Consider the following 18,978-nt stretch of genomic DNA (forward strand, 5'->3'; position numbering starts at 1 on the left):
GATTCGGCACGACGTGACGTCATGGCGTGTCCCCTCCTTTCGATGGTGAGTGGATCGGCATGGTCTCGTCGCGTGCGCGCCCGTCTCGATGGCCGTCGAGCGATGCGCGTCGTGATGTTGAAGCGGAGTGGATCGACTGTCGCATGAAACCTCCGCGGCGCGCAAGCTTCGAGCGCGGCGGCGCACGTTGCGCGCGCAGTCGTCCTTTTTCCGTGCGCCGTGCAGGAACGACTATTGCAACATGCGGAACAAGCGTTGTCGTACGTGACGCGGCGACAACAATATGGGCATAATGACGCCTTTACCGCGCGCCCAGCCCATGTCGCCCGTCTTCCTAGCACCGCTCATCGTTGCCTGTGCGTTGTTCATGGAAAGCGTCGACGCGAACATCATCGTCACCGCGCTGCCCGCGATGGCGAGGGACTTCGGGCACAACCCCGTCACGCTGAATATCGCGATCACGGCCTACGTGGTCGGCCTCGGCGTGTTCATCCCGATCTGCGGCTGGCTCGCCGACCGCTTCAGCGCACGCGCGGTGTTCCGCACCGCGATCGGCATCTTCGTCGCCGGCTCGCTGCTCTGCGCCGCATCGAATTCACTCGGCCTGCTCACGTTCGCGCGCTTCGTGCAGGGCGTCGGCGGCGCGATGATGGTGCCGGTCGGCCGGATCATCATCTTCCGCGCGGTGCCGCGCTCCGATCTCGTGCGCGCGATGAACTACCTCGCGATTCCCGCGCTGTTCGGGCCGACCGTCGGCCCGCTCGTCGGCGGCTTCATCACGACGTATCTGCACTGGCGGATGATCTTCTTCATCAACGTGCCGATCGGTCTGTACGGCATCTACCTCGCGACGCGGCACATCGCGAACACGCACGAGCCCGATCCGGGCCCGCTCGACTGGTTCGGCTTCCTGCTCTCGGCAAGCGGCGCCGCACTGCTGCTGATGGGGCTCACGCTGATCGACGGCGCGCTCACGACGCGCACGAACGCGCTCGCAATGTGCGCGACCGGCGCGGTGCTGCTCGCGCTCTACGTGCCGTACGCGCGACGCAAGGAGCGGCCGGTGCTCGATCTGAGCTTCCTGAAGATTCCGACGTACCACGCGAGCGTCGTCGGCGGGTCGCTGTTCCGGATCGGCCTCGGCGCGGTGCCGTTCCTGCTGCCGCTCGCGCTGCAGGAAGGACTCGGCATGAGCGCGTTCCATTCTGGGCTGATCACCTGCGCGTCGGCGCTCGGCGGCGCCGTGAGCCGCTCGACCGCCACGCATACGCTGCGCCGCTTCGGCTTTCGCACCGTGCTGATCTACAACGCCGCGTTCGCGGGCCTCGCGATCGCCGCGTACGGCGTGTTCCATCCGGGCATGCCGACCTGGGCGATCTGGGTCATCGTGCTCGTCGGCGGGATTTTTCCGGCGCTGCAGTTCACGAGCCTGAACTCGATGATCTACGCGGACATCTCGCCGCGCGACGCGGGCCGCGCCACGAGCCTCGGCAGCGTCGTGCAGCAGATGTCGCTCGGGCTCGGCGTGACGGTCGCCGGTCTCGTGCTGCACCTGTCGCACTGGCTGCAGGGCCATCAGGCGATGGTGTGGTCGGATTTCTGGCCCGCGTTCGTCGTGGTCGGGCTGTGCTCGTTCGCGTCGATTCCGATCACGCGCCGGCTGCCGCCCGGTGCCGGCGACGAAGTCGCGCGCGGCAAGCGGCAGTAGACGGCCGCGCGGGCGAACGCCGAACGCTCGAACGCTCGAACGCGCTCGCTGCAGAAACGGAATCGGAAAAAAATCAGCGGACATCCACATGGGGCCGGTGCACAGCCGTGTGGATATCCGCTCAGGGCTCCGGGCTTCTCGTTGGGGGTTGAGACACCCGGATTCGCTTCCTGCGTGCCATGGACATATGTGCGTCGGAAGCGGAATCGTTGCGCGTTTGTCGTCGCGCCATGTCCTGCACTATAGGGAATGTTTGCGGATGCATCTGTCAAGCATTGTCAGATGTGTGTCAGCTACGCCGCGCGCGGTGCGACGCGATCGAAGTGGTGCACGATCGGCGTGGCGGCTGCCGCACCGACCGTTCGCTACCGAAACGTCCGCCACACCACGTGCAGGCAAACTCCGCTTACGATGTACGCGTTGCCGACTCCGCTCCCGATCGCTTCGATGCCCACCCTCTCGCTTGCCGCTGCCCGCGCGCTGCATCTCGCCGCGCAGGGCCTGCTCACGCCGCCGCGCCGCAAGGCGACCAAGGCCGACGTGCTCGACACGATCCGCCGCATGGCGCAGTTGCAGATCGATACGATTCACGTCGTCGCACGCAGCCCCTATCTCGTGCTGTTCAGCCGCCTCGGCGCATTCCGGCCGCAATGGCTCGACGAACATCTGGCCGAAGCGCGGCTGTTCGAATACTGGTCGCACGAGGCGTGCTTCCTGCCCGTCGAGCAATTCGGGCTGATGCGTTACAAGATGCTCGATCCGTCCGGGATGGGATGGAAATACGCGGCCGACTGGCATGCGCAGCACCGCGACGAGATCGCGCGGCTGCTCGACAGGATCCGCTCGGAAGGCCCGGTGCGCTCCGCCGATTTCGTGCGCGCGGACGGCACGAAAGGCAACGGATGGTGGGACCGCAAGCCCGAGAAGCGGCATCTCGAAGTGCTGTTCACGACCGGCGACCTGATGGTCGCCGAGCGCCGCAATTTCCAGCGCATCTACGACGTGCGCGAGCGCGTGCTGCCCGACTGGGACGACGCGCGCGACCTGCCGCCGCGCGAAGCCGTGCTGCCGACGCTGCTCGATTACACGTGCCGCGCGCTCGGCATCGTCCGCGCCGACTGGGTCGCCGATTACTACCGATTGCCGCGCCGCTCGTATCGCGCGGAACTCGAACAGCTCGCGCAGGCCGGCGAGCTGATTCCGGTGCAGGTCGCAGACTGGAAGGAACCGGCCTACGTGCATCGTTCGCTCGAGGCGCTGCTGCCCGCGGCGGCCGCCGACACGCTGCGCTCGACCGTCACGACGCTGCTGTCGCCGTTCGATCCGGTCGTATGGGATCGCCGCCGCGCGGCGACGCTGTTCGACTTCGACTATACGATCGAGTGCTATACGCCCGCGCACAAGCGGCGTTACGGCTATTTCTGCCTGCCCGTGCTGCATCGCGGCCGCCTGATCGGCCGCGTCGACGCGAAAGCGCATCGCGCGCTCGGCACGTTCGAGCTGAAGTCCGTGCATATCGAGCCCGGCGTGCGCGTCGGCAGCGGGCTCGCGGCCGATGTCGCGAAAGCCGTCAGAAAACTCGCGGCCTGGCACGGCACGCCGCAGATCACGGTCGCGCACGCGCCGCCCGAACTGGCGCATGCGCTGCGCGACGCGTGACGGCGAACCGAACGCCGCGGCAGTTCAGTCGCGCAGCTTGCGAAAACGCGGCGTGCCGTCCGGCAGCGTCTCGTTGAACATCGTTTCCGGACGCACCCACAGACCGCGCGCATGCGGCCACAGGTGCTCGTAGACGACGAGCGATTCCTCGGTTTCGGAGTGACGGGCGACACCGATCACGCGATACAGTCCGCCCTTGTAATGGCGGTGCGTCGCGAGCTGTTCGGCTTCCTGTTCGGTCATGGCGGGCGTTCCCTTCGGCAAATCGGAAAGCGCGTATTGTATGCGCTGCGCCGCGCGTCAGCGTTTCGCGTAGATGTCGGGGCGGCGGATCTCCATCATGCGCTCCGGATGCGCGACGGCCTCGAAGCCGACCGGGCGATACAACGCGTGCGCGTCGGACGTCGCGAGCATGATCCGGCGCAGCTGCGCCAGCATCGGCTGCGCGAACACGTGGTCGATCAGTGCGCGGCCATAGCCGCGGCCGCGCTCGGCCGGCAGCACGAATACGTCGCAGAGATACGCGAACGTCGCATGGTCGGTGACGAGCCGCGCGAATCCGACGAAGCGATCGCCGACGTACGCGCCGAAACAAAGCGACCCGTCGATCGCGCGCTCGACGACGTCGCGCGGAATGCCCTTCGACCAGTACGCGTCGCGATGCAGGAAATCGAAGATCGCGTCGACGTCGAGTTCGCGTTTGTCGGTCGAAAATCTGAGCGTGGCATCGGCAGCAGCAGGCACGGCGGTTCTCCGGCATCACGAAACGAAGCGTCGACGATACCGCGCCGCGCGGCGCGCGACAAGCGCGCGTCGCCGGCGGCCGCGATCGGCTACCATGGCGGCGCGGCGGCCGTGCCGCCCAAGATTGACACCGACCCATACACATGCACCGACACCCCGTCCCTTCCGCCGTGCCAACGTACGCACTTCCCATGCACGCAACCCGCCCACTGGCCGGCTACACGCGATGACGTACCGGCTCGTCGCGTTCGACTTCGACGGCACGCTTGCCGATTCGCTCGACTGCTTTCTCACGGCACTGTCCGAGGCATCGCGCCTGCACGGGTTTCGCGATGCGGATCCCGCGATGCGTGCGACGCTGCGTACGATGTCCGCGCGCGACATCGTGCGTGCGCTCGACGTACCGGTCTGGAAGGTGCCGCGTGTGACGATCGACATGCGTCGACTGATGCGCGCACGCATCGCCAACGTCGCGCTGTTTCCCGGTGTCGAGACGACCTTCGATGCGCTCGCTGCACGCGGCATCCGCATCGCGATCGCGACGTCGAATGCCGAAGACGTCGTGCGCGACCGGCTCGGCCCGCACGCCGCTGCGCGTGTCGATCATTTCGCGTGCGGGATTCCGTTGTTCGGCAAAGCGCGTCGGCTGCGTGCGCTGGCGGGTGAAGCCGGCGTGCGCGCGGACCAGATGCTGTACGTCGGCGACGAGATCCGCGATGCCGACGCCGCGCGTCGCGCGCGCGTCGCGTTCCAGGGCGTCGCGTGGGGCTACACGGCGCCGCACGCATTGCAGCCGCACTGCGCGACGCCGCTGCTGCCGCATCTCGACGCGCTGCTCGATCGCGTGTGATCGCTCGCGTGTGATCGCTCGCGCGCGATGCGCGCGCAAGCACACGCGTTCAGCGGATCGCAGCATTGCGCGCGCAATGTTGCACGCGCAATCGCGGCCGCGCATCGCGCATCGCGCACGAAAAAATTTCCGCTGCGCGATGCGCGCCGGTACACGCTACCGACACATCGTCGACACGAATCGCGCGGTCTTACCATCCGTTACAGAAGCCACAGCACCGTTGCACCTGCGACACGCACGGCCTCCTAGAATCGGTCGGGCCGGTGATCGCTTCGACCGGCGCCGCGGCAGAGCGGCGGCCGAAGCCGGCCCGGGCGCATGCCCGGTCTCTCGCACAGCATCGGATCACGCGATCCGTCGTTCAACCAGAGCCCCGATGAAAGGAGGTCCCATGAACCGCTTCTCCCCCGTTTCGCGCCTCGCCCTGTCTGCCGTTGGCCTGCTTCTCGTCGCCGCGACGGCGACCGCCCAAACCGCTCAGCCGGCCGCGTCCGCACCCGCAGCCGCAACGACGCGCATCCACGAAGCCGACCAGGCGTTCATCACGGACGGCACGAAGACGGTGTCGACGCAGCACGACGCGGCACGCATCGCCGATGCGCGCACGTCGGACAGCCAGGTGAAGGCATTCGCGCAGCGCGTGTCGACCGACGACGAGAAGATCATTCAGGCGATGCGCGCCGCGAGCCCGCGCGGCGTCGACGTGCCGGCCAACGACCCGGACACGACCGTGCTGAACAGCATCAAGAGCCTGCGCGGCGCCGAGTTCGACAAGGCGTACATCGAGCAGGTCGCGCTCGCGGGGCAGCAGAAGACGATCTCCGCCTTCCAGGCCGAGATCGCATCGGGCCGCGACGCGAAGCTGAAGGAAGTCGCGCGTCAGGCGCTGCCGATCCTGCAGGCCCACTACGCGGACGCGCAGAAGCTCGCGCAACGCCACCACCTCGCATCGGCGCAGTAACGCGATGCCCCGCGCCGCCGCGTCGTGCCCGCGGCGCGGCGCGCGCGTTTGCGTCCCGAGTTACGTCCCGAGCTTCGCGCGCAGCCGCGCATCCACTTCAGGCCACTCGTCGTCGATGATGCTGTAGCGCACCGAATTGCGCTTGCGGCCGTCCGGCATGATGCGCTCGTGACGCACGATGCCTTCCTCCTTCGCGCCGAGCCGCAAGATCGCGGCGCGCGACCGCTCGTTCAGTTCGTCGGTCGTGAACTGCACGCGCACGCAGCGCAGCGTGTCGAACGCATACGCCAGCAGCAGCCACTTCGCTTCGGTATTCACGTGCGTGCGCTGCATCGACGCACGCAGCCACGTATGACCGATCTCGAGCTTGCGATTGCGGCGGTCGATCTTCCAGAAACGCGTGCTGCCGACCACACGGCCCGAGCCGCGATCGACGACCGTATAAGGCAGCACGGTGCCCGCCGCGCGTCCGTCCAGCGCGGTCGCGAGATAGGCGTCGATCGTCTGCGCGTCGGGCACGACCGTCACCTTCAGATTCCATAGCGCGCCGTCCGCAGCGGCGTCCAGCAACGCATCGCGATCGGCCGTCGCGAGCGGACGCAGTTCGACGCGCGGGCCGGTCAGTGTCGGTTGTTCGAGCAGCGACGAGGCATCGGTCATGACGGATTCCGTTGAAGTAACGACAGAGTCGGCAGGGTCGGCATATCCGCGATCATACGAGCGTCGCGCGACGGCCGCATCGGCAACGCTTACGCGCGTGGCGCGTGCACGGCACGCGTGCCGAGATGCGCGGCAAGCCGCTCGCGAATCGCCGTCGCTTCGCCGCGCAGCGCGTCGGCGAACGCATCGACGAGCAGGCTTTTCGGTCGATGTTCGGGGACGATCACGCTGACGCGATACGGAAACGAACGCGTGAGCGGCCGCACGTGCAGGTCGCGGCCGACGAAATCGAGCGCGGTCAGCGGATTGACGATCGCCGCGCCGAGCCCTTGCCGCACGAACGCGCAGACCGACACGGCGGACGGCGTCTCGACGACCGAGCGCGGCGCGACGCCGAGCTGCGCGAACGCGTCGTCGATCATGACGCGGTACGGATCGTTCAGCGACAGGCTGACGAACGGGCGATCGGCGAGATCGGCGAGATCGATCGCCTCGCGCGCGAGCAGCGGATGGCCGTCCGGCAGCACGCAGACCTCGTCGACCTCCAGCAGCGGCGTCAGCAACGTGCCGGGCGGCGCGACGTCGTGTTCGGTCAGCCCGACGTCGTAACGCTGCGCCGTCAACCACTCCTCGAGTACCGGCGACTCCTGCGTCGCGACCGATACGCTGACGCCCGCATGCGCATCGCGAAAGCGCCGGCATGCGCCCGGCAGGATCGCATGCGCGAACGCGGGCAGCGCAATCACCGACAGCTGGCCGTCGCGAAACTCGCGCAGCCGCGCGGCCGTCGCCGCGACGCGCTCGAGCCCCACATACGCGAGCCGCACGTCGTCGAACAGCGTCAGCGCGGCCATCGTCGGCCGCAGCCGCCCGTGCGCGCGCTCGAACAGCGCGAAGCCGACGATCTGCTCCATCCGCGCCAGCTCGCGGCTGATCGTCGGCTGCGACGTATAGAGCATCTCGGCCGCGCGCGTCGTGCTGCCGCTCAGCATCAGCGCGCGAAACACCTCGATATGACGATGCGTGAGCGAAGCCACCTATATCCCGAATGAATTGAATGTCGATAAATCGGCATTTTACTGCATAGCAGATTGCGCGCATCATCGCGACTGTCTGTTCATTCGACCGATCCATCCGTCATGTCCCTCGATTCCCGCCAGCTCGCTGCGCTCGCGCAGCAATACGGCACCCCGCTGTGGGTGTACGACGCCGACGTCATCCGCGACCGCATCGCGCAACTGCGCCAGTTCGACGTGATCCGCTATGCGCAGAAAGCGAACTCGAACGTCCATATCCTGAAGCTGATGCGCGACGAAGGCGCGTGCGTCGACGCCGTGTCGCTCGGCGAAATCGAGCGCAGCCTCGCGGCCGGCTTCAGCCCGGCGGGCGAGCCGGAAGGCGTCGTGTTCACCGCCGATCTCGTCGATCGTCCGACGCTCGCGGCCGTGCTGAAGCACGGCGTGACCGTCAACGCGGGCTCGCTCGACATGCTCGAGCGCGTCGGCCAGCATGCGCCGGGCCATCGCGTGTGGCTGCGCGTGAATCCGGGCTTCGGTCACGGGCACAGCAACAAGACCAACACCGGCGGCCCGCAGAGCAAGCACGGGATCTGGATCGACGACGTGCCGCGCGCGATCGCGCTCGTGCGTCAGTACGGGCTGAAGCTCGTCGGCATCCATATGCACATCGGCTCGGGCGTCGACTACGGTCATCTGTCGCAGGTGTGCGACGCGATGGTCGACCTCGTCACCTCGCTCGGCCACGACATCGACGCGATCTCCGCGGGCGGCGGGCTGTCGGTTCCGTATCGCGACGGCGAGCCGCGCGTCGACGTCGATCACTATTTCCGTCAATGGGACGCGGCGCGCAAGCGCATCGAACGACATCTCGGCCATGCGGTGCGCATCGAGATCGAGCCGGGCCGCTTCCTGGTAGCCGAAGCCGGCACGCTCGTCACCGAAGTGCAGGCCGTCAACCGCCGGCCGAAGCACGATTTCGTGCTGATCGATGCCGGCTTCAACGACCTGATGCGTCCGGCGATGTACGGCAGCTATCACGCGGTGTCCGTGCACGCGCACGACGGTGCGCTGCCCGAAGGGCAGCCGCAGGTCGACATCGCGATCGCGGGGCCGCTGTGCGAGTCGGGCGACGTGTTTACGCAGGACGCGGGCGGCGTGGTCACGCACCGCAAGCTCCCGCAGCCGCAGATCGGCGATCTGCTGTTCCTGCACGATGCGGGCGCGTACGGCGCGTCGATGTCGTCGAACTACAATAGCCGGCCGCTCGCGCCGGAAGTGCTCGTCGATCGCGGTACGCCGCGGCTGATTCGCCGCCGGCAGACGATCGGCGAATTGCTCGCGCTCGAAACGTTCGAATAAGGCGCGCGCGAGGACGTGCGGCCACACTCGCCGATGCAGGCGAGTGTGGCCGTTTTGCTTTTTTGGGGGCGGGCGGCACGCTGCACGTACGCGTGCGGCGCGATCACCCCGCGCGCTGCACCGGCACCGCCTTCGAAAAATACTTCGCGCCCGCGACGCAACCGACGACGATCGCGGTCACGGCCACCATCGACGGCGGCACCGTCTCGTGCAGCACGCCGGCCGCGAGCACGAACCCGAAGAACGGCTGCAGCAGCTGCAACTGGCCGACGCCCGCGATCCCGCCGAGCGCGAGCCCGCGATACCAGAACACGAAGCCGATCAGCATACTGAACAGCGACACGTAAGCGAGCCCCCACAACGCGGCCGTGTCGATGCCGTCGAACGTCGCGGGCCGCGTGATCCATGCGAGCGGCAGCATCAGCGGCAGCGACAGCACGAGCGCCCACGAGATCACCTGCCAGCCGCCGAGATCGCGCGACAGCCGCGCGCCTTCCGCATAGCCGAGCCCGCACGCGACGATCGCGGCGAGCATCAGCGCATCGCCGAGAGCCGACGCCTGCCCGCCGTTACGCAACGCGAACGCGGCGACGGCGCCGCTGCCGAGCAGCGAGAACGCCCAGAACGGTGCGCGCGGCCGCTCGCCGCCGCGCCATACGCCGAACAGCGCCGTCGCGAGCGGCAGCAGCCCGACGAACACGATCGCATGCGCGGACGTCACGTGCCGCAGCGCGAGCGCGGTCAGCAGCGGAAAGCCGATCACGACGCCGAGCGCGACGACCAGCAACGACGCGACTTCGCCGCGCGTCGGCCGCTTCTGCTTCAGCGCGGCCAGCAGCAACAGCCCGAGCGCGCCGGCGATCGTCGCGCGCGCGAATGTCAGGAACAGCGGGTCGAGGCCCTGCACGGCGACACGCGTCGCGGGCAGCGAGCCGCTGAATATGATCACGCCCAGCAGCCCGCTGAGCCATCCGTCGGTCGTTTTTTGCACGGCACATCCTGAACGCGAAAAGTGGATGACCGATGATCCGCCGCCCGCGAAATGCGCGTAAGCTACACCGCAATACAATTCCGACAAACTGTACTGGACAACCGGCCGTACAGTTCAACGCCAACCATGACCCGTTCCGCCCCGAATCCGGCCGCGCCCGCCGCGTCGCGCACGCGCGTCGAAACCGTGATGGATACGCTGCGCGCACGCATCTCGAGCCGCACGTTGATGCCGGGCGCGCGCGTGCCGTCGATCCGTATGATGGCCGACGCGCTGCACGTGTCGAAGTCGACCGTCGTCGACGCATATGAGCGGCTCGCCAGCGAAGGCGTGCTCGTCGCACGCCGCGGCTCGGGCTTCTACGTGTCGGGGCACGCGCCGCCGCTCGCGCTGGCGGATCTCGGCCCGCGGCTCGATCGCGAACTCGATCCCTTATGGCTGACGCGTCAGTCGCTCGAATCGGCGCCGAGCGCGATGAAGCCCGGCTGCGGATGGCTGCCGTCGTCGTGGCTGCCCGACGAAAGCCTGCGCCGTGCGCTGCGCGCCGCGTCGCGCGACGAGTCCGACGCACTGACCGATTACGCGACGCCCGCCGGCCTGCCCGCGCTGCGTCAGCAGCTCGCGTGGCGTCTCGCGCAGCACGGTGTGCACGCGGAACCCGCGCAGATCATGCTGGCCGACAGCGGCACGCAGGCGCTCGATTTCGTCTGCCGCCTGCTGCTCGAACCGGGCGACACGGTCATGCTCGACGATCCCTGCTATTTCAATTTCCAGGCGCTGCTGCGCGCGCATCGCGCGCGGATCGTCAGCGTGCCCTACACGCCGAACGGCCCCGATCTCGCGCGCTTCGAGCAGACGCTCGTCGAGCACCGGCCGCGCCTCTACATCACGAACGCGGCGCTGCACAATCCGACCGGCGCGACGCTGTCGCCGCCCGTCGCGCACCGGCTGCTGACGCTCGCGGCCGACCATGGACTGCTGATCGTCGAGGACGACATCTTCGCGGATTTCGAAAGCACGCCCGCGCCGCGGCTCGCCGCATTCGACGGGCTCCAGCGCGTCGTGTCGATCGGCAGCTTCTCGAAGACGCTGTCGGCCGCGATCCGCTGCGGCTATGTCGCCGCGCGGCCGGAGTGGATCGACGCGCTCGTCGACCTCAAGCTCGCGACGTCGTTCGGCCATGCGCAGATCGGCGCGAACGTCGTGCACCGGCTGCTCGTCGACGGCACCTATCGGCGCCATCTCGACGGCCTGCGTGCGCGTCTCGCGGACGCGATGGGCGAAACGATCCGCCGACTCGCACGCGCGGGGCTCGCGGTCTGGACCGAGCCGCGCGGCGGCCTGTTCGTGTGGGCGCAGTTGCCGGACGCGCTCGATGCGGCGCGCGTCGCGCGGCATGCGCTCGACGACGATGTCGTACTCGCGCCCGGCAACGTGTTCAGCGTGTCGCATGGCGCGACGTCGTATCTGCGCTTCAACGTGTCGCGCTGCAAGGAGCCGGCGGTGTTCGACGCGCTCGCGCGTGCGATGGATGCGGCGCGCGCGTCGACGGCCGGAGTGCGTACGGCCGAGCGGCGCGGCACGCTCGCGTGCGATCGGCGCGATACCGCGTAGTCGCGTAATCGACGGCGCGCGCGGCTGTGTCGATGGAATCTGCGCTCGACTTGACGAAATCTGAAGAACGGCGCGATTTTGGCGCGCTACACTCGGCTTCGTCCTAATCCGTTTCGATCCATCCCGCTCCGGTCGCCGTCATGAGGATCTCTGTCAGTCGCATCGTCGGCGTCGATCGCAGACGCCTCTTCACGTGGTCGCAGGACTACGCGCGGCGACTCGTATGGGACAGCTTCCTCGCCGACGCCTATCTGCTCGACGAGACGACCGCCGACGTCGGCGTCGACGCGTTCTGCCGCAGCCAGTCGGGCGCGACGATGGTGTCGCGCTACGTTTCGTACCGGCCGCCGCAGGTCGCGGCCATCGAAATGGTCGACGGGCCGAGCGTGCTCGAACGCTTCAGCGCAAGCTGGCACTTCACCGAACGCGCGCCGGGCTCGACCGAGGTGAAATTCACCTACAGCTTCCGCGCGCAGCCGGCCTGGCTGCGCTGGGCGATCGAACCGCTGATCGCGGCGTTCTATCTCGTGCACACGCGCCGGCGTCTCGATTCGTTCAAGCGCTGGGCCGAGGCCGAAGCGTTACCGTCCCGGCCGTAACGCGACGCGGCTTGCCGTACCGTCGCTCGCGCATCGTCACAGAAACCACCGATACTCGCGCGCACCGATCTCGTTGCGAAAATCGAGCTCCTCCTGCCGCTTGTGCTCGCAATACACCATCACGAACTCGCTGCCGAGCCCATCGCGCACTGCTGCGTGCGACTGCATTGCCGCGACGGCCGACAGCATCTCCTTCGGGAAATCGATGCCGCTGCCGCGATCGTCGTTGAGCGGCGCAATCGGCTCCACGCCCGCGTCGAGCCCATGCTCGATCCCGGTCAGGATCGCCGCGAGCACCAGATACGGATTCGCGTCCGCGCTCGCGAGCCGATGTTCGATCCGCAGGTTGCGCGCGTCCGACTCGGGAATCCGCAGACACGCATCGCGATCCTCGAAGCCCCAGCTGGCGCGGCTCGCCGCATTCACCATCGAGCCGTAACGGCGGAACGCGTTGTGATTCGGCGCGAAGACCGGCATGCAGTGCGGCAGCAACGCGAGACAGCCGGCCACCGCGTGGCGCAGCGGCCGCTGCGCGTCCTCGGCGAGCAGGTTGCGACCGTCGGCGTCGTACAGGCTCACGTGCACGTGCATCCCGCTGCCCGGCGCATGCAGATACGGCTTGCCCATGAAGCTCGCACGATAGCCGTGACGCAGCGCGACGCCGCGCGTGCTGCGGCAGAACAGCGCCGACCAGTCGGCCGCACGCAGCGCATCGTCGGTATGCCCGAAGTTGATCTCGAACTGGCCGGGCCCGAGCTCGGCGGTGATCACCGTCGCGTCGATGCCCTGCTCGCGCGCGGCGTCGACCATCTCGTGCAGCACATCCGAAAACCGCGACAGCCGCTCGATATGCATGTTCGGCTGATCGTCGCGGTCGTCGCTGAGCCGATCACGTGGGTACTGTGGCATGCCGTCCTCGAGCTGCGCGGCGAACAGATAGAACTCGAGCTCGAACGCGACGACGGGCCGGATGCCGCGCGCCGCGAAGCGCCGCAGCACGCGCGCGAGCACTTCGCGCGGCTCGAATTCGATCGGCGATGCAGTGCCGTCGGAGCTAATGAGCATCTGCGCGAGCGGCCGCCGCTCCCAGCGCACCGGCTTCAGCGTGCCGGGAATCAGGCGGCGCGGCGCATCGGGATCGCCGTCGTTGAAGCAGTAATCGCCGATCCGGTACAGCCCGCCTTGCGTGCCGAGCAGTATGCAGTTCTGCGGCAGCTTCAGCAGCGCGCCGGCCGCGACCTTTTCGAGCGCGTCGATCGGGTAGCGCTTGCCGTAGAAATGCCCGGGCAGATCGACGCTGATCAGATCGACGTAACGGATCTCGGGATGCGCGCGCCGGAATGCGCGGACTTCATCGACCAGTGCGGGGACCACGTCTGCCATCTCTCATCCTCGTTCGGTATGACGGCCGCGCAGCGCGTCGGCCGGATTCGTGCACGATGCGGCACCGCGTAACGGCTTAGGTGAAGACCCAGATCACGCGCGTCGGCCGGTCCGTCAGGTTCGCGTAGCGGAAGCGCTTGTGCGCCGGCAGTTGAAACGCGTCGTTCGGGCCGAGCGTGACCGGCGTGTCGTCGCCGTCGACCCAGATCGTCAGTTCGCCTTCGAGCACGAAGCCGCCCTGCTCGTCGCTGTCGTCGACGGGACGCTCGCCGCTGCTCGCGCCGGGCGCAAGATGACTCTCGAGAATCGAGAAGCGCGCGCGCATGGTCGGCGACACGAGGACGTCGGTGATGCCGTCCGCGTAATAGACCGTGCGCCGCTCGTCCGGCCGCGTGACCCACGGGATGCTGCGCGGCTTGCTGAGGCTGTAGAAATACGTGGTCGGCACGCCGAGCGCCTCGCCGATCGCCGTGAGATCGGCGACGGTCGGCCGCGACAGCCCGCGCTCGACCTGCGACAGAAAGCCGACCGAGCGGCCGATCCGTTCCGCGAGTTCGCTCAGCGTGACCTTCCGATGCTTGCGCAGATCGCGGATCAGGATCGCAAGGCTTTCTATCTCTTCCTGTTCGTTCATGATGAATTCCGATGCGGTCAGACGGTGTCGCGCAGACGGTACCAGGCCTTGCCGATCGCCTCCAGCGGCGCAGCGAGCCGGTCGCCGCCGGGAAAGCGCCGGTTGCGAATGCGTCGATACTGCGCAAGCAGGCGATCGTCGCCGAGCACCGCGTCGGCGACGGCGCGTGCGCCCGCAAGCGTCGGCAGCACGCCGTGGCCCGAGAACCCCTGCAGCCAGAAGCGCTGCCCGACGCGGCCGATGTCCGGTGTGCGGCGCATGCTGATGTCGATATGGCCGCCCCATGCATAGTCGATCGGCACGCCGCGCAACTGCGGAAACACGCGTTCGACGTGAGGCCGCGTGGCGGCCGCGATGTCGGCCGGAATGCCGCCGAGATAGGTGCAGCCGCCGCCGAACAGCAGCCGCCCGTCGGGGCTCAGCCGGAAATAGTCGGGGACGAACTGGTTGTCGATCACGCAGCTGTTCTGCGGCAGCAGCGTGCGCGCGACGTCGGGCGCGAGCGGCGCGGTCGCGATCTGGTACGTGCCGACCGGCAGCAGCCGGCGCGACAGCTCGCGATCGAGCGTATCCACATACGCGTTGCACGCGAGCACGAGGCAGTCCGCCTGTACTTCGCCGGTCGCCGTGCGCGCAACGTAGCCGCTGTCCGTCTCGCAATAGTCGAGCACGCGGCTCTGCTCGAAGATCCGGCCGCCCGCGCGTTCGAGCGCATGCGCGACGCCGAGCGCGAGCTTCAGCGGATTCAGGTGTCCGGCCTCGGGATCGTAGAGCGCCGCCTGGTAGCGCGTGCTGCCGATCCAGTCGCGCAACGCGTGTCGCTCGATGACGCGCAGACGGTCGTAGCCCCAGCGCTCGGCCGCCTCGTCACGCGCCTGTGCGAGCATCGCGACGCGGCGCGGCCGCACGGCGGCCCACAGGCTGCCGGGCCGGTAGTCGACGTCGAAGCCGTGCCGGGCCGGCAGCTCGCGCACCTCGGCCGCGGCCCAGCGCATGCTGTCCCACAGCAGGCGCGCGCCGTCGCGGCCGAGCGCGGCCTCGAGCGGCGGCATGTCGCACGACCAGCCGAGCAGCGCCTGCCCGCCGTTGCGCCCCGACGCCGCCCACGCGACACGGCTCGCTTCGAGCACGACGACACGCAGGCCGGCCAGCGCGAGCCGCAACGCGGTATGCAGCCCGCTGAAGCCGGCGCCGACGACGACCACGTCGGCGCGGACGTGTTCGTCCAGTGCCGGCCGACGCGGGATCGGCGCCGGATACGTGCCGGCGTAATAACTTGCGACGTGACGGTCGGACTGCACGAACATGCGCGTCTCCGTGAAATTTGTGCCTTAAATTTTCATGAAAAACTAGCACGTCAATTTCATGGGAGCAAGCGATCGGTGCGGGGCGGGGCGCGCGCGAATAGTCTGACGAACCGAAGCGGCGCGCTTTCTCGGGCGGTTTCGGGGCGGGGTATCCATGCGCGGGAAGAGCCCGATGGGCGGGATTGACGAGCGCTCTATGGATCGGCGCATGAGTCGTCTATTCACTGAGCGCGCTGGCGATCGTTGCGCTCGCGAGCGTCGTCTATCGCGGATCCGTATAGGGACGCGGACGCATCGAGAGCACCGCGATCATCGACGGGATGCGCTTCCTGCTCGCAACCTTCGTGCTGACGCGGCCCACGGCGAGTGCTCCGCGTCGTCCGGACGTCTCGCCCGACATGTATTCAACGTCGCTCCGTAACCGGACCCTCGGCGTCGACCGCCCCGGCGGCGTGGAGCGGGCCGCCGACGGTGATCGGGCCACGTACTTCCAGATCGCCGTATACGGTCAGCGGCCCATGCACCGTAAGCGGGCCATGAAACGTATTGTGTCCACCGCGTTTGCGTATGGCTTGACCGTCGGGGGGATGCCGTTCGATCGAGGCCGCCGTGATCGGGCCGCGGGCTGAGATGTCGCCGGCCACCGTCAGCGAACCGTCGACGGTTACCGGCCCGAGGACGACGAGCGAGCCATCGACGTTCAGCGGCCCTGTGACGACCGGCTCTGCGTGGGCTGACGCGACAAAGACAAAGGACGCCAATACGACAGAGCACGCCATGGCGCTCGCCGCCAGCCTGGATGCCATGCGCCTTCCTGGCGCCGGATTGAAGCGTTTCACATGTCCTCCTGGTCGGTGCAACCTGTACGGGCGCCAGCGGTCCGCCGACCCGCGACAGTAGCCCGCCATTGAAGCAGCTTCGATTCCTGCGTGGTCGTCACGCGCAGTGATGCAACGTCGCCGCGGCCCGATGGACCGTCTTGATGGAATCAAACGGAATTCGCGCCGTATCCCGTCGTTTGGAAAATTTTCCGACGCTCGTATCGTCGGCGCAACAAGGTCGGCAGCATAAAGTCGGCCAACGCACGCCCGGTCGAGGAAGTGAATTCGGAATACGATCGGCGCGGGGAAACAGGCTGATTCCATCCGCGCAAAGACCGTGCATCGCTATCACTCTCCGGCTACGGTGTGCGGAGCCTGGCGGGCTCCAACCATGCCAGCGTACAGCTCACTGACTAACCGGTCACTGAATTCCGTCTCAGGTCGATACCCCTGCCCTTCCCCTGCATCCCGAAACCGCGCAACGTTAGTTCATCAGCTTCAAACCGCAGCCGGCCGCGATTGGACGATGAGAAACGTCGCCTATCCGTACTGCGATTTTCAATGCGCGGATGAGAATCGGCGCCGCCGACCGCCGATTGCATATCGATGCTTCATCATCGTTCCGGACTCCGTATGGTGCGCGCCAATCGCGCGCGCAGGCGCGCCGCATTTCATACGAATCGGCTCGGCGGCGACTATTCTGTCTAAAGGATCGACTGTCCGCGCACATCGTTCGCCGCCCGCCTCGCCCGCGCGCGACGAACGCGCGCAGCCCCATGCGCCCGCACCGCCTCTTTTCCATCGACTCGACCGACATCGCGCACGACGCGGCCACGGCGAGCGTCGTCGCCACCGCGCTGCTGGCCGTCGCGCTCGCGAGCGCGCTGCATCGGCTCGGCAGTCTCGACGCGACCGTCGCCACCGTGTGGGTGTCGTACGTCGCGGGCAGCGCGGCCGGCCTCGCGATCGTCGCGCACCGTGATCGGCGCTCGGCCATGCGCGCGGGCGATCGCACCGTTTCGATCGCGTGGCGCGTCGCGTTCAGCGCCGCGGCCGGCATCGGCTGGGGATCGGCCGGCCTCCACGCGGCCGCCGTCGCCGACGCGCACACGCAGATCGCCGTCGCGATGGCGACGCTCGCGGTCGTCGCGGCCGCCGCACCGCACTTCAGCCCGTCGACTCCCGCGCTGCTCACCTTCGTGCTGCCGGCGACCGCACCGGGCGTCGTCGCCGCCGCGCTGTCGGCACACGCGGCGCAGCGCGCGCTCGCGCCAACGCTGCTCGCGATCGCCGCGCTCGCCGGCACCGTTGCACTGCTCGCGCACCGCACGATCGCACGCCACGGCCGGATGCGATCGGACACCGAACGGCGCGCCGACGAGCTGCAGCGCGATCGCGACGCCGCCGTGCAGCGCGCGGTCGATCTGCGTCGACAGAAGCTGCGCGCGGAAGCCGCGAATCTCGCGAAGTCGCGGCTGCTCGCCGCCGCGAGCCACGATCTTCGCCAGCCGTCGCACGCGCTCGGCGTGCTGGTCGGCGCGCTTCGCGGCGTACCGATGCCAGACGACGGTCAACGGCTGCTGCAGCAGATCGAGCTGTCGACGCGCGCGCTCGACACGCTGTTCGGTGCACTGCTCGACGTGTCGCGGCTCGATGCCGGCGTCGTCGACGTGCATCGGCGGCCGTTCGCGATCGACACCGTGCTCGGTCGCGTATGCAACGAATATCTGCTCGATGCGTCCGCGAAAGGCCTGCGTCTGTCGCGCGTGCCGTGCCGCGCGATCGTCGACTCCGATCCGGTGCTGATCGAGCGCGTCGTACGCAATCTCGTCAGCAATGCGGTGCGCTATACCGACGCGGGCCGCATCGTCGTCGGCTGCCGCTACCGCGGCGCGCGCATCGCGATCGAGATCCGCGATACGGGCCGCGGCATCCCGCGCGATCAGCTCGAACTCGTCTTTCGCGAGTATTACCGCGTCGACGGCGCCGCGTCGGACCACGACGGCGGATTCGGGCTTGGGCTCGCGATCGTGCGCCGGCTCGTCGCGCTGCTCGGATGCCGGTTGTCGGTGCGGTCGGAACCGGGACGCGGGTCGTGTTTCGTCGTGTCGGTGCCGCGCGCGCGGACGGCGCATGCAGCACACCGGCGCGCGGCGCGGGCCACCGCGTTCGTGGTCGTCGTCGACGACACGCGCGCCGTACGCGACGCGATCGCACGCCGGCTCGGGCGATGGGGTTACGACACGCTGTCGGCATGCTCGGCCGACGAAGCGATCGACCGGCTGTCCAGGTGCACGGCACGCCCGAGCGTGTTCGTCAGCGCGTTGCATCTGCATGGTACGGAGACTGGCATCGACGTGATCGACCGTCTGCGCGCCGAATACAATCTCGCGATTCCGGCACTGCTGATCGGCGAAGCATCCGATACGGCGCCGCTCGCCGATGCAAACGGCTGCCTGCTGCTGCACCGCCCGATCGAGAACGGGCAGCTACGCGCCGCGATCGCGCAACTCGTCGCGGCAGGTGCGCCTGCCGAAGCGGTCGAAGCGGTCGTAGCGGTCGACGACTGACGCACCGGCGCGCACATGTGCCGCAACGTGCACGTTTATTTCATCGAGAAATATATCGACGCCGACCCAGCCATCGCGCGCCCGCTTCCCGCAAACACG

Annotated in this window: 17 protein-coding genes; 8 read left to right on the forward strand and 9 right to left on the reverse strand. The window is 68.1% G+C overall.

Features of this window, described 5'->3' with window-relative positions:
• Nucleotides 1–319: 319 nt before the first annotated feature.
• Together ACSHSS_RS26870 and ACSHSS_RS26875 are read left to right on the forward strand one after the other, a co-directional pair.
• Nucleotides 320–1,708, forward strand: coding sequence for an MFS transporter (locus tag ACSHSS_RS26870; protein WP_044582764.1), 1,389 nt, complete (start codon nucleotides 320–322; stop codon nucleotides 1,706–1,708).
• Nucleotides 1,709–2,155: 447 nt separating this feature from the next.
• On the forward strand, nucleotides 2,156–3,367 hold the full coding sequence (locus tag ACSHSS_RS26875; protein WP_206381789.1) for a winged helix-turn-helix domain-containing protein: 1,212 nt from the start codon (nucleotides 2,156–2,158) through the stop codon (nucleotides 3,365–3,367).
• A gap of 24 nt (nucleotides 3,368–3,391) precedes the next feature.
• Here the strand turns inward: ACSHSS_RS26875 and ACSHSS_RS26880 are convergent, their stop codons facing one another.
• Together ACSHSS_RS26880 and ACSHSS_RS26885 are read right to left on the reverse strand one after the other, a co-directional pair.
• Nucleotides 3,392–3,610, reverse strand: a complete 219-nt coding sequence (locus tag ACSHSS_RS26880; protein WP_006406207.1) for a DUF1653 domain-containing protein — start codon at nucleotides 3,608–3,610, stop codon at nucleotides 3,392–3,394.
• Between the two features lie 57 nt (nucleotides 3,611–3,667).
• Nucleotides 3,668–4,111 carry a GNAT family N-acetyltransferase gene (locus ACSHSS_RS26885; RefSeq protein WP_105825178.1) on the reverse strand — a complete coding sequence of 148 codons (444 nt, stop codon included), beginning with the start codon at nucleotides 4,109–4,111 and terminating at the stop codon, nucleotides 3,668–3,670.
• Between the two features lie 226 nt (nucleotides 4,112–4,337).
• Between ACSHSS_RS26885 and ACSHSS_RS26890 the strand changes: the two genes are divergently transcribed.
• Nucleotides 4,338–4,961, forward strand: coding sequence for an HAD hydrolase-like protein (locus tag ACSHSS_RS26890; RefSeq protein WP_445545749.1), 624 nt, complete (start codon nucleotides 4,338–4,340; stop codon nucleotides 4,959–4,961).
• Nucleotides 4,962–5,352: 391 nt separating this feature from the next.
• Nucleotides 5,353–5,922, forward strand: a complete 570-nt coding sequence (locus ACSHSS_RS26895; RefSeq protein ID WP_006396565.1) for a DUF4142 domain-containing protein — start codon at nucleotides 5,353–5,355, stop codon at nucleotides 5,920–5,922.
• A gap of 60 nt (nucleotides 5,923–5,982) precedes the next feature.
• Here the strand turns inward: ACSHSS_RS26895 and ACSHSS_RS26900 are convergent, their stop codons facing one another.
• Nucleotides 5,983–6,582, reverse strand: a complete 600-nt coding sequence (locus ACSHSS_RS26900; protein WP_445545750.1) for a GNAT family N-acetyltransferase — start codon at nucleotides 6,580–6,582, stop codon at nucleotides 5,983–5,985.
• An 89-nt stretch (nucleotides 6,583–6,671) separates the two neighbouring features.
• Nucleotides 6,672–7,619 carry a LysR family transcriptional regulator gene (locus ACSHSS_RS26905; protein WP_006417315.1) on the reverse strand — a complete coding sequence of 316 codons (948 nt, stop codon included), beginning with the start codon at nucleotides 7,617–7,619 and terminating at the stop codon, nucleotides 6,672–6,674.
• Between the two features lie 102 nt (nucleotides 7,620–7,721).
• Here ACSHSS_RS26905 and lysA point away from each other — a divergent pair, with 102 nt between their 5' ends.
• Nucleotides 7,722–8,960, forward strand: a complete 1,239-nt coding sequence (lysA, locus tag ACSHSS_RS26910; RefSeq protein ID WP_445545751.1) for a diaminopimelate decarboxylase — start codon at nucleotides 7,722–7,724, stop codon at nucleotides 8,958–8,960.
• Between the two features lie 103 nt (nucleotides 8,961–9,063).
• Here the strand turns inward: lysA and ACSHSS_RS26915 are convergent, their stop codons facing one another.
• Complete coding sequence (locus ACSHSS_RS26915) at nucleotides 9,064–9,951, reverse strand: DMT family transporter (protein ID WP_006417319.1); 888 nt, start codon at nucleotides 9,949–9,951, stop codon at nucleotides 9,064–9,066.
• Between the two features lie 126 nt (nucleotides 9,952–10,077).
• Between ACSHSS_RS26915 and ACSHSS_RS26920 the strand changes: the two genes are divergently transcribed.
• Together ACSHSS_RS26920 and ACSHSS_RS26925 are read left to right on the forward strand one after the other, a co-directional pair.
• Complete coding sequence (locus tag ACSHSS_RS26920) at nucleotides 10,078–11,565, forward strand: aminotransferase-like domain-containing protein (protein WP_445545752.1); 1,488 nt, start codon at nucleotides 10,078–10,080, stop codon at nucleotides 11,563–11,565.
• 140 nt (nucleotides 11,566–11,705) lie between these two features.
• Entirely contained in the window at nucleotides 11,706–12,164 is a 459-nt protein-coding gene (locus tag ACSHSS_RS26925) for an SRPBCC family protein (protein ID WP_006417323.1), read from the forward strand.
• A gap of 36 nt (nucleotides 12,165–12,200) precedes the next feature.
• Here the strand turns inward: ACSHSS_RS26925 and ACSHSS_RS26930 are convergent, their stop codons facing one another.
• The 4 genes from ACSHSS_RS26930 to ACSHSS_RS26945 form a co-directional block, all read right to left on the reverse strand.
• Nucleotides 12,201–13,547 carry a glutamine synthetase family protein gene (locus tag ACSHSS_RS26930; RefSeq protein WP_105765098.1) on the reverse strand — a complete coding sequence of 449 codons (1,347 nt, stop codon included), beginning with the start codon at nucleotides 13,545–13,547 and terminating at the stop codon, nucleotides 12,201–12,203.
• A 76-nt stretch (nucleotides 13,548–13,623) separates the two neighbouring features.
• A complete protein-coding gene (locus tag ACSHSS_RS26935; protein ID WP_006417313.1) occupies nucleotides 13,624–14,181 on the reverse strand; it encodes a helix-turn-helix domain-containing protein in 558 nt (185 codons plus the stop codon).
• Between the two features lie 17 nt (nucleotides 14,182–14,198).
• Complete coding sequence (locus tag ACSHSS_RS26940) at nucleotides 14,199–15,488, reverse strand: NAD(P)/FAD-dependent oxidoreductase (RefSeq protein ID WP_105781355.1); 1,290 nt, start codon at nucleotides 15,486–15,488, stop codon at nucleotides 14,199–14,201.
• Nucleotides 15,489–15,892: 404 nt separating this feature from the next.
• A complete protein-coding gene (locus ACSHSS_RS26945; protein ID WP_176158632.1) occupies nucleotides 15,893–16,294 on the reverse strand; it encodes a hypothetical protein in 402 nt (133 codons plus the stop codon).
• A gap of 791 nt (nucleotides 16,295–17,085) precedes the next feature.
• Between ACSHSS_RS26945 and ACSHSS_RS26950 the strand changes: the two genes are divergently transcribed.
• Complete coding sequence (locus ACSHSS_RS26950; RefSeq protein WP_445545753.1) at nucleotides 17,086–18,879, forward strand: hybrid sensor histidine kinase/response regulator; 1,794 nt, start codon at nucleotides 17,086–17,088, stop codon at nucleotides 18,877–18,879.
• Nucleotides 18,880–18,978: the final 99 nt, after the last annotated feature.

It is taken from the genome of Burkholderia sp. BC1, assembly GCF_052683555.1.

What these genes read in the sequence shown, in the direction of transcription:
- ACSHSS_RS26870 (WP_044582764.1), top strand. Translation starts at nt 320, where the DNA reads ATGTCGCCCGTCTTCCTAGCACCGCTCATCGTTGCCTGTGCGTTGTTC.
- ACSHSS_RS26875 (WP_206381789.1), top strand. Translation starts at nt 2,156, where the DNA reads ATGCCCACCCTCTCGCTTGCCGCTGCCCGCGCGCTGCATCTCGCCGCG.
- ACSHSS_RS26880 (WP_006406207.1), bottom strand. Translation starts at nt 3,610, where the DNA reads ATGACCGAACAGGAAGCCGAACAGCTCGCGACGCACCGCCATTACAAG.
- ACSHSS_RS26890 (WP_445545749.1), top strand. Translation starts at nt 4,338, where the DNA reads ATGACGTACCGGCTCGTCGCGTTCGACTTCGACGGCACGCTTGCCGAT.
- ACSHSS_RS26895 (WP_006396565.1), top strand. Translation starts at nt 5,353, where the DNA reads ATGAACCGCTTCTCCCCCGTTTCGCGCCTCGCCCTGTCTGCCGTTGGC.
- ACSHSS_RS26900 (WP_445545750.1), bottom strand. Translation starts at nt 6,582, where the DNA reads ATGACCGATGCCTCGTCGCTGCTCGAACAACCGACACTGACCGGCCCG.
- lysA (WP_445545751.1), top strand. Translation starts at nt 7,722, where the DNA reads ATGTCCCTCGATTCCCGCCAGCTCGCTGCGCTCGCGCAGCAATACGGC.
- ACSHSS_RS26920 (WP_445545752.1), top strand. Translation starts at nt 10,078, where the DNA reads ATGACCCGTTCCGCCCCGAATCCGGCCGCGCCCGCCGCGTCGCGCACG.
- ACSHSS_RS26925 (WP_006417323.1), top strand. Translation starts at nt 11,706, where the DNA reads ATGAGGATCTCTGTCAGTCGCATCGTCGGCGTCGATCGCAGACGCCTC.
- ACSHSS_RS26930 (WP_105765098.1), bottom strand. Translation starts at nt 13,547, where the DNA reads ATGGCAGACGTGGTCCCCGCACTGGTCGATGAAGTCCGCGCATTCCGG.
- ACSHSS_RS26935 (WP_006417313.1), bottom strand. Translation starts at nt 14,181, where the DNA reads ATGAACGAACAGGAAGAGATAGAAAGCCTTGCGATCCTGATCCGCGAT.
- ACSHSS_RS26940 (WP_105781355.1), bottom strand. Translation starts at nt 15,488, where the DNA reads ATGTTCGTGCAGTCCGACCGTCACGTCGCAAGTTATTACGCCGGCACG.
- ACSHSS_RS26945 (WP_176158632.1), bottom strand. Translation starts at nt 16,294, where the DNA reads ATGGCATCCAGGCTGGCGGCGAGCGCCATGGCGTGCTCTGTCGTATTG.
- ACSHSS_RS26950 (WP_445545753.1), top strand. Translation starts at nt 17,086, where the DNA reads ATGCGCCCGCACCGCCTCTTTTCCATCGACTCGACCGACATCGCGCAC.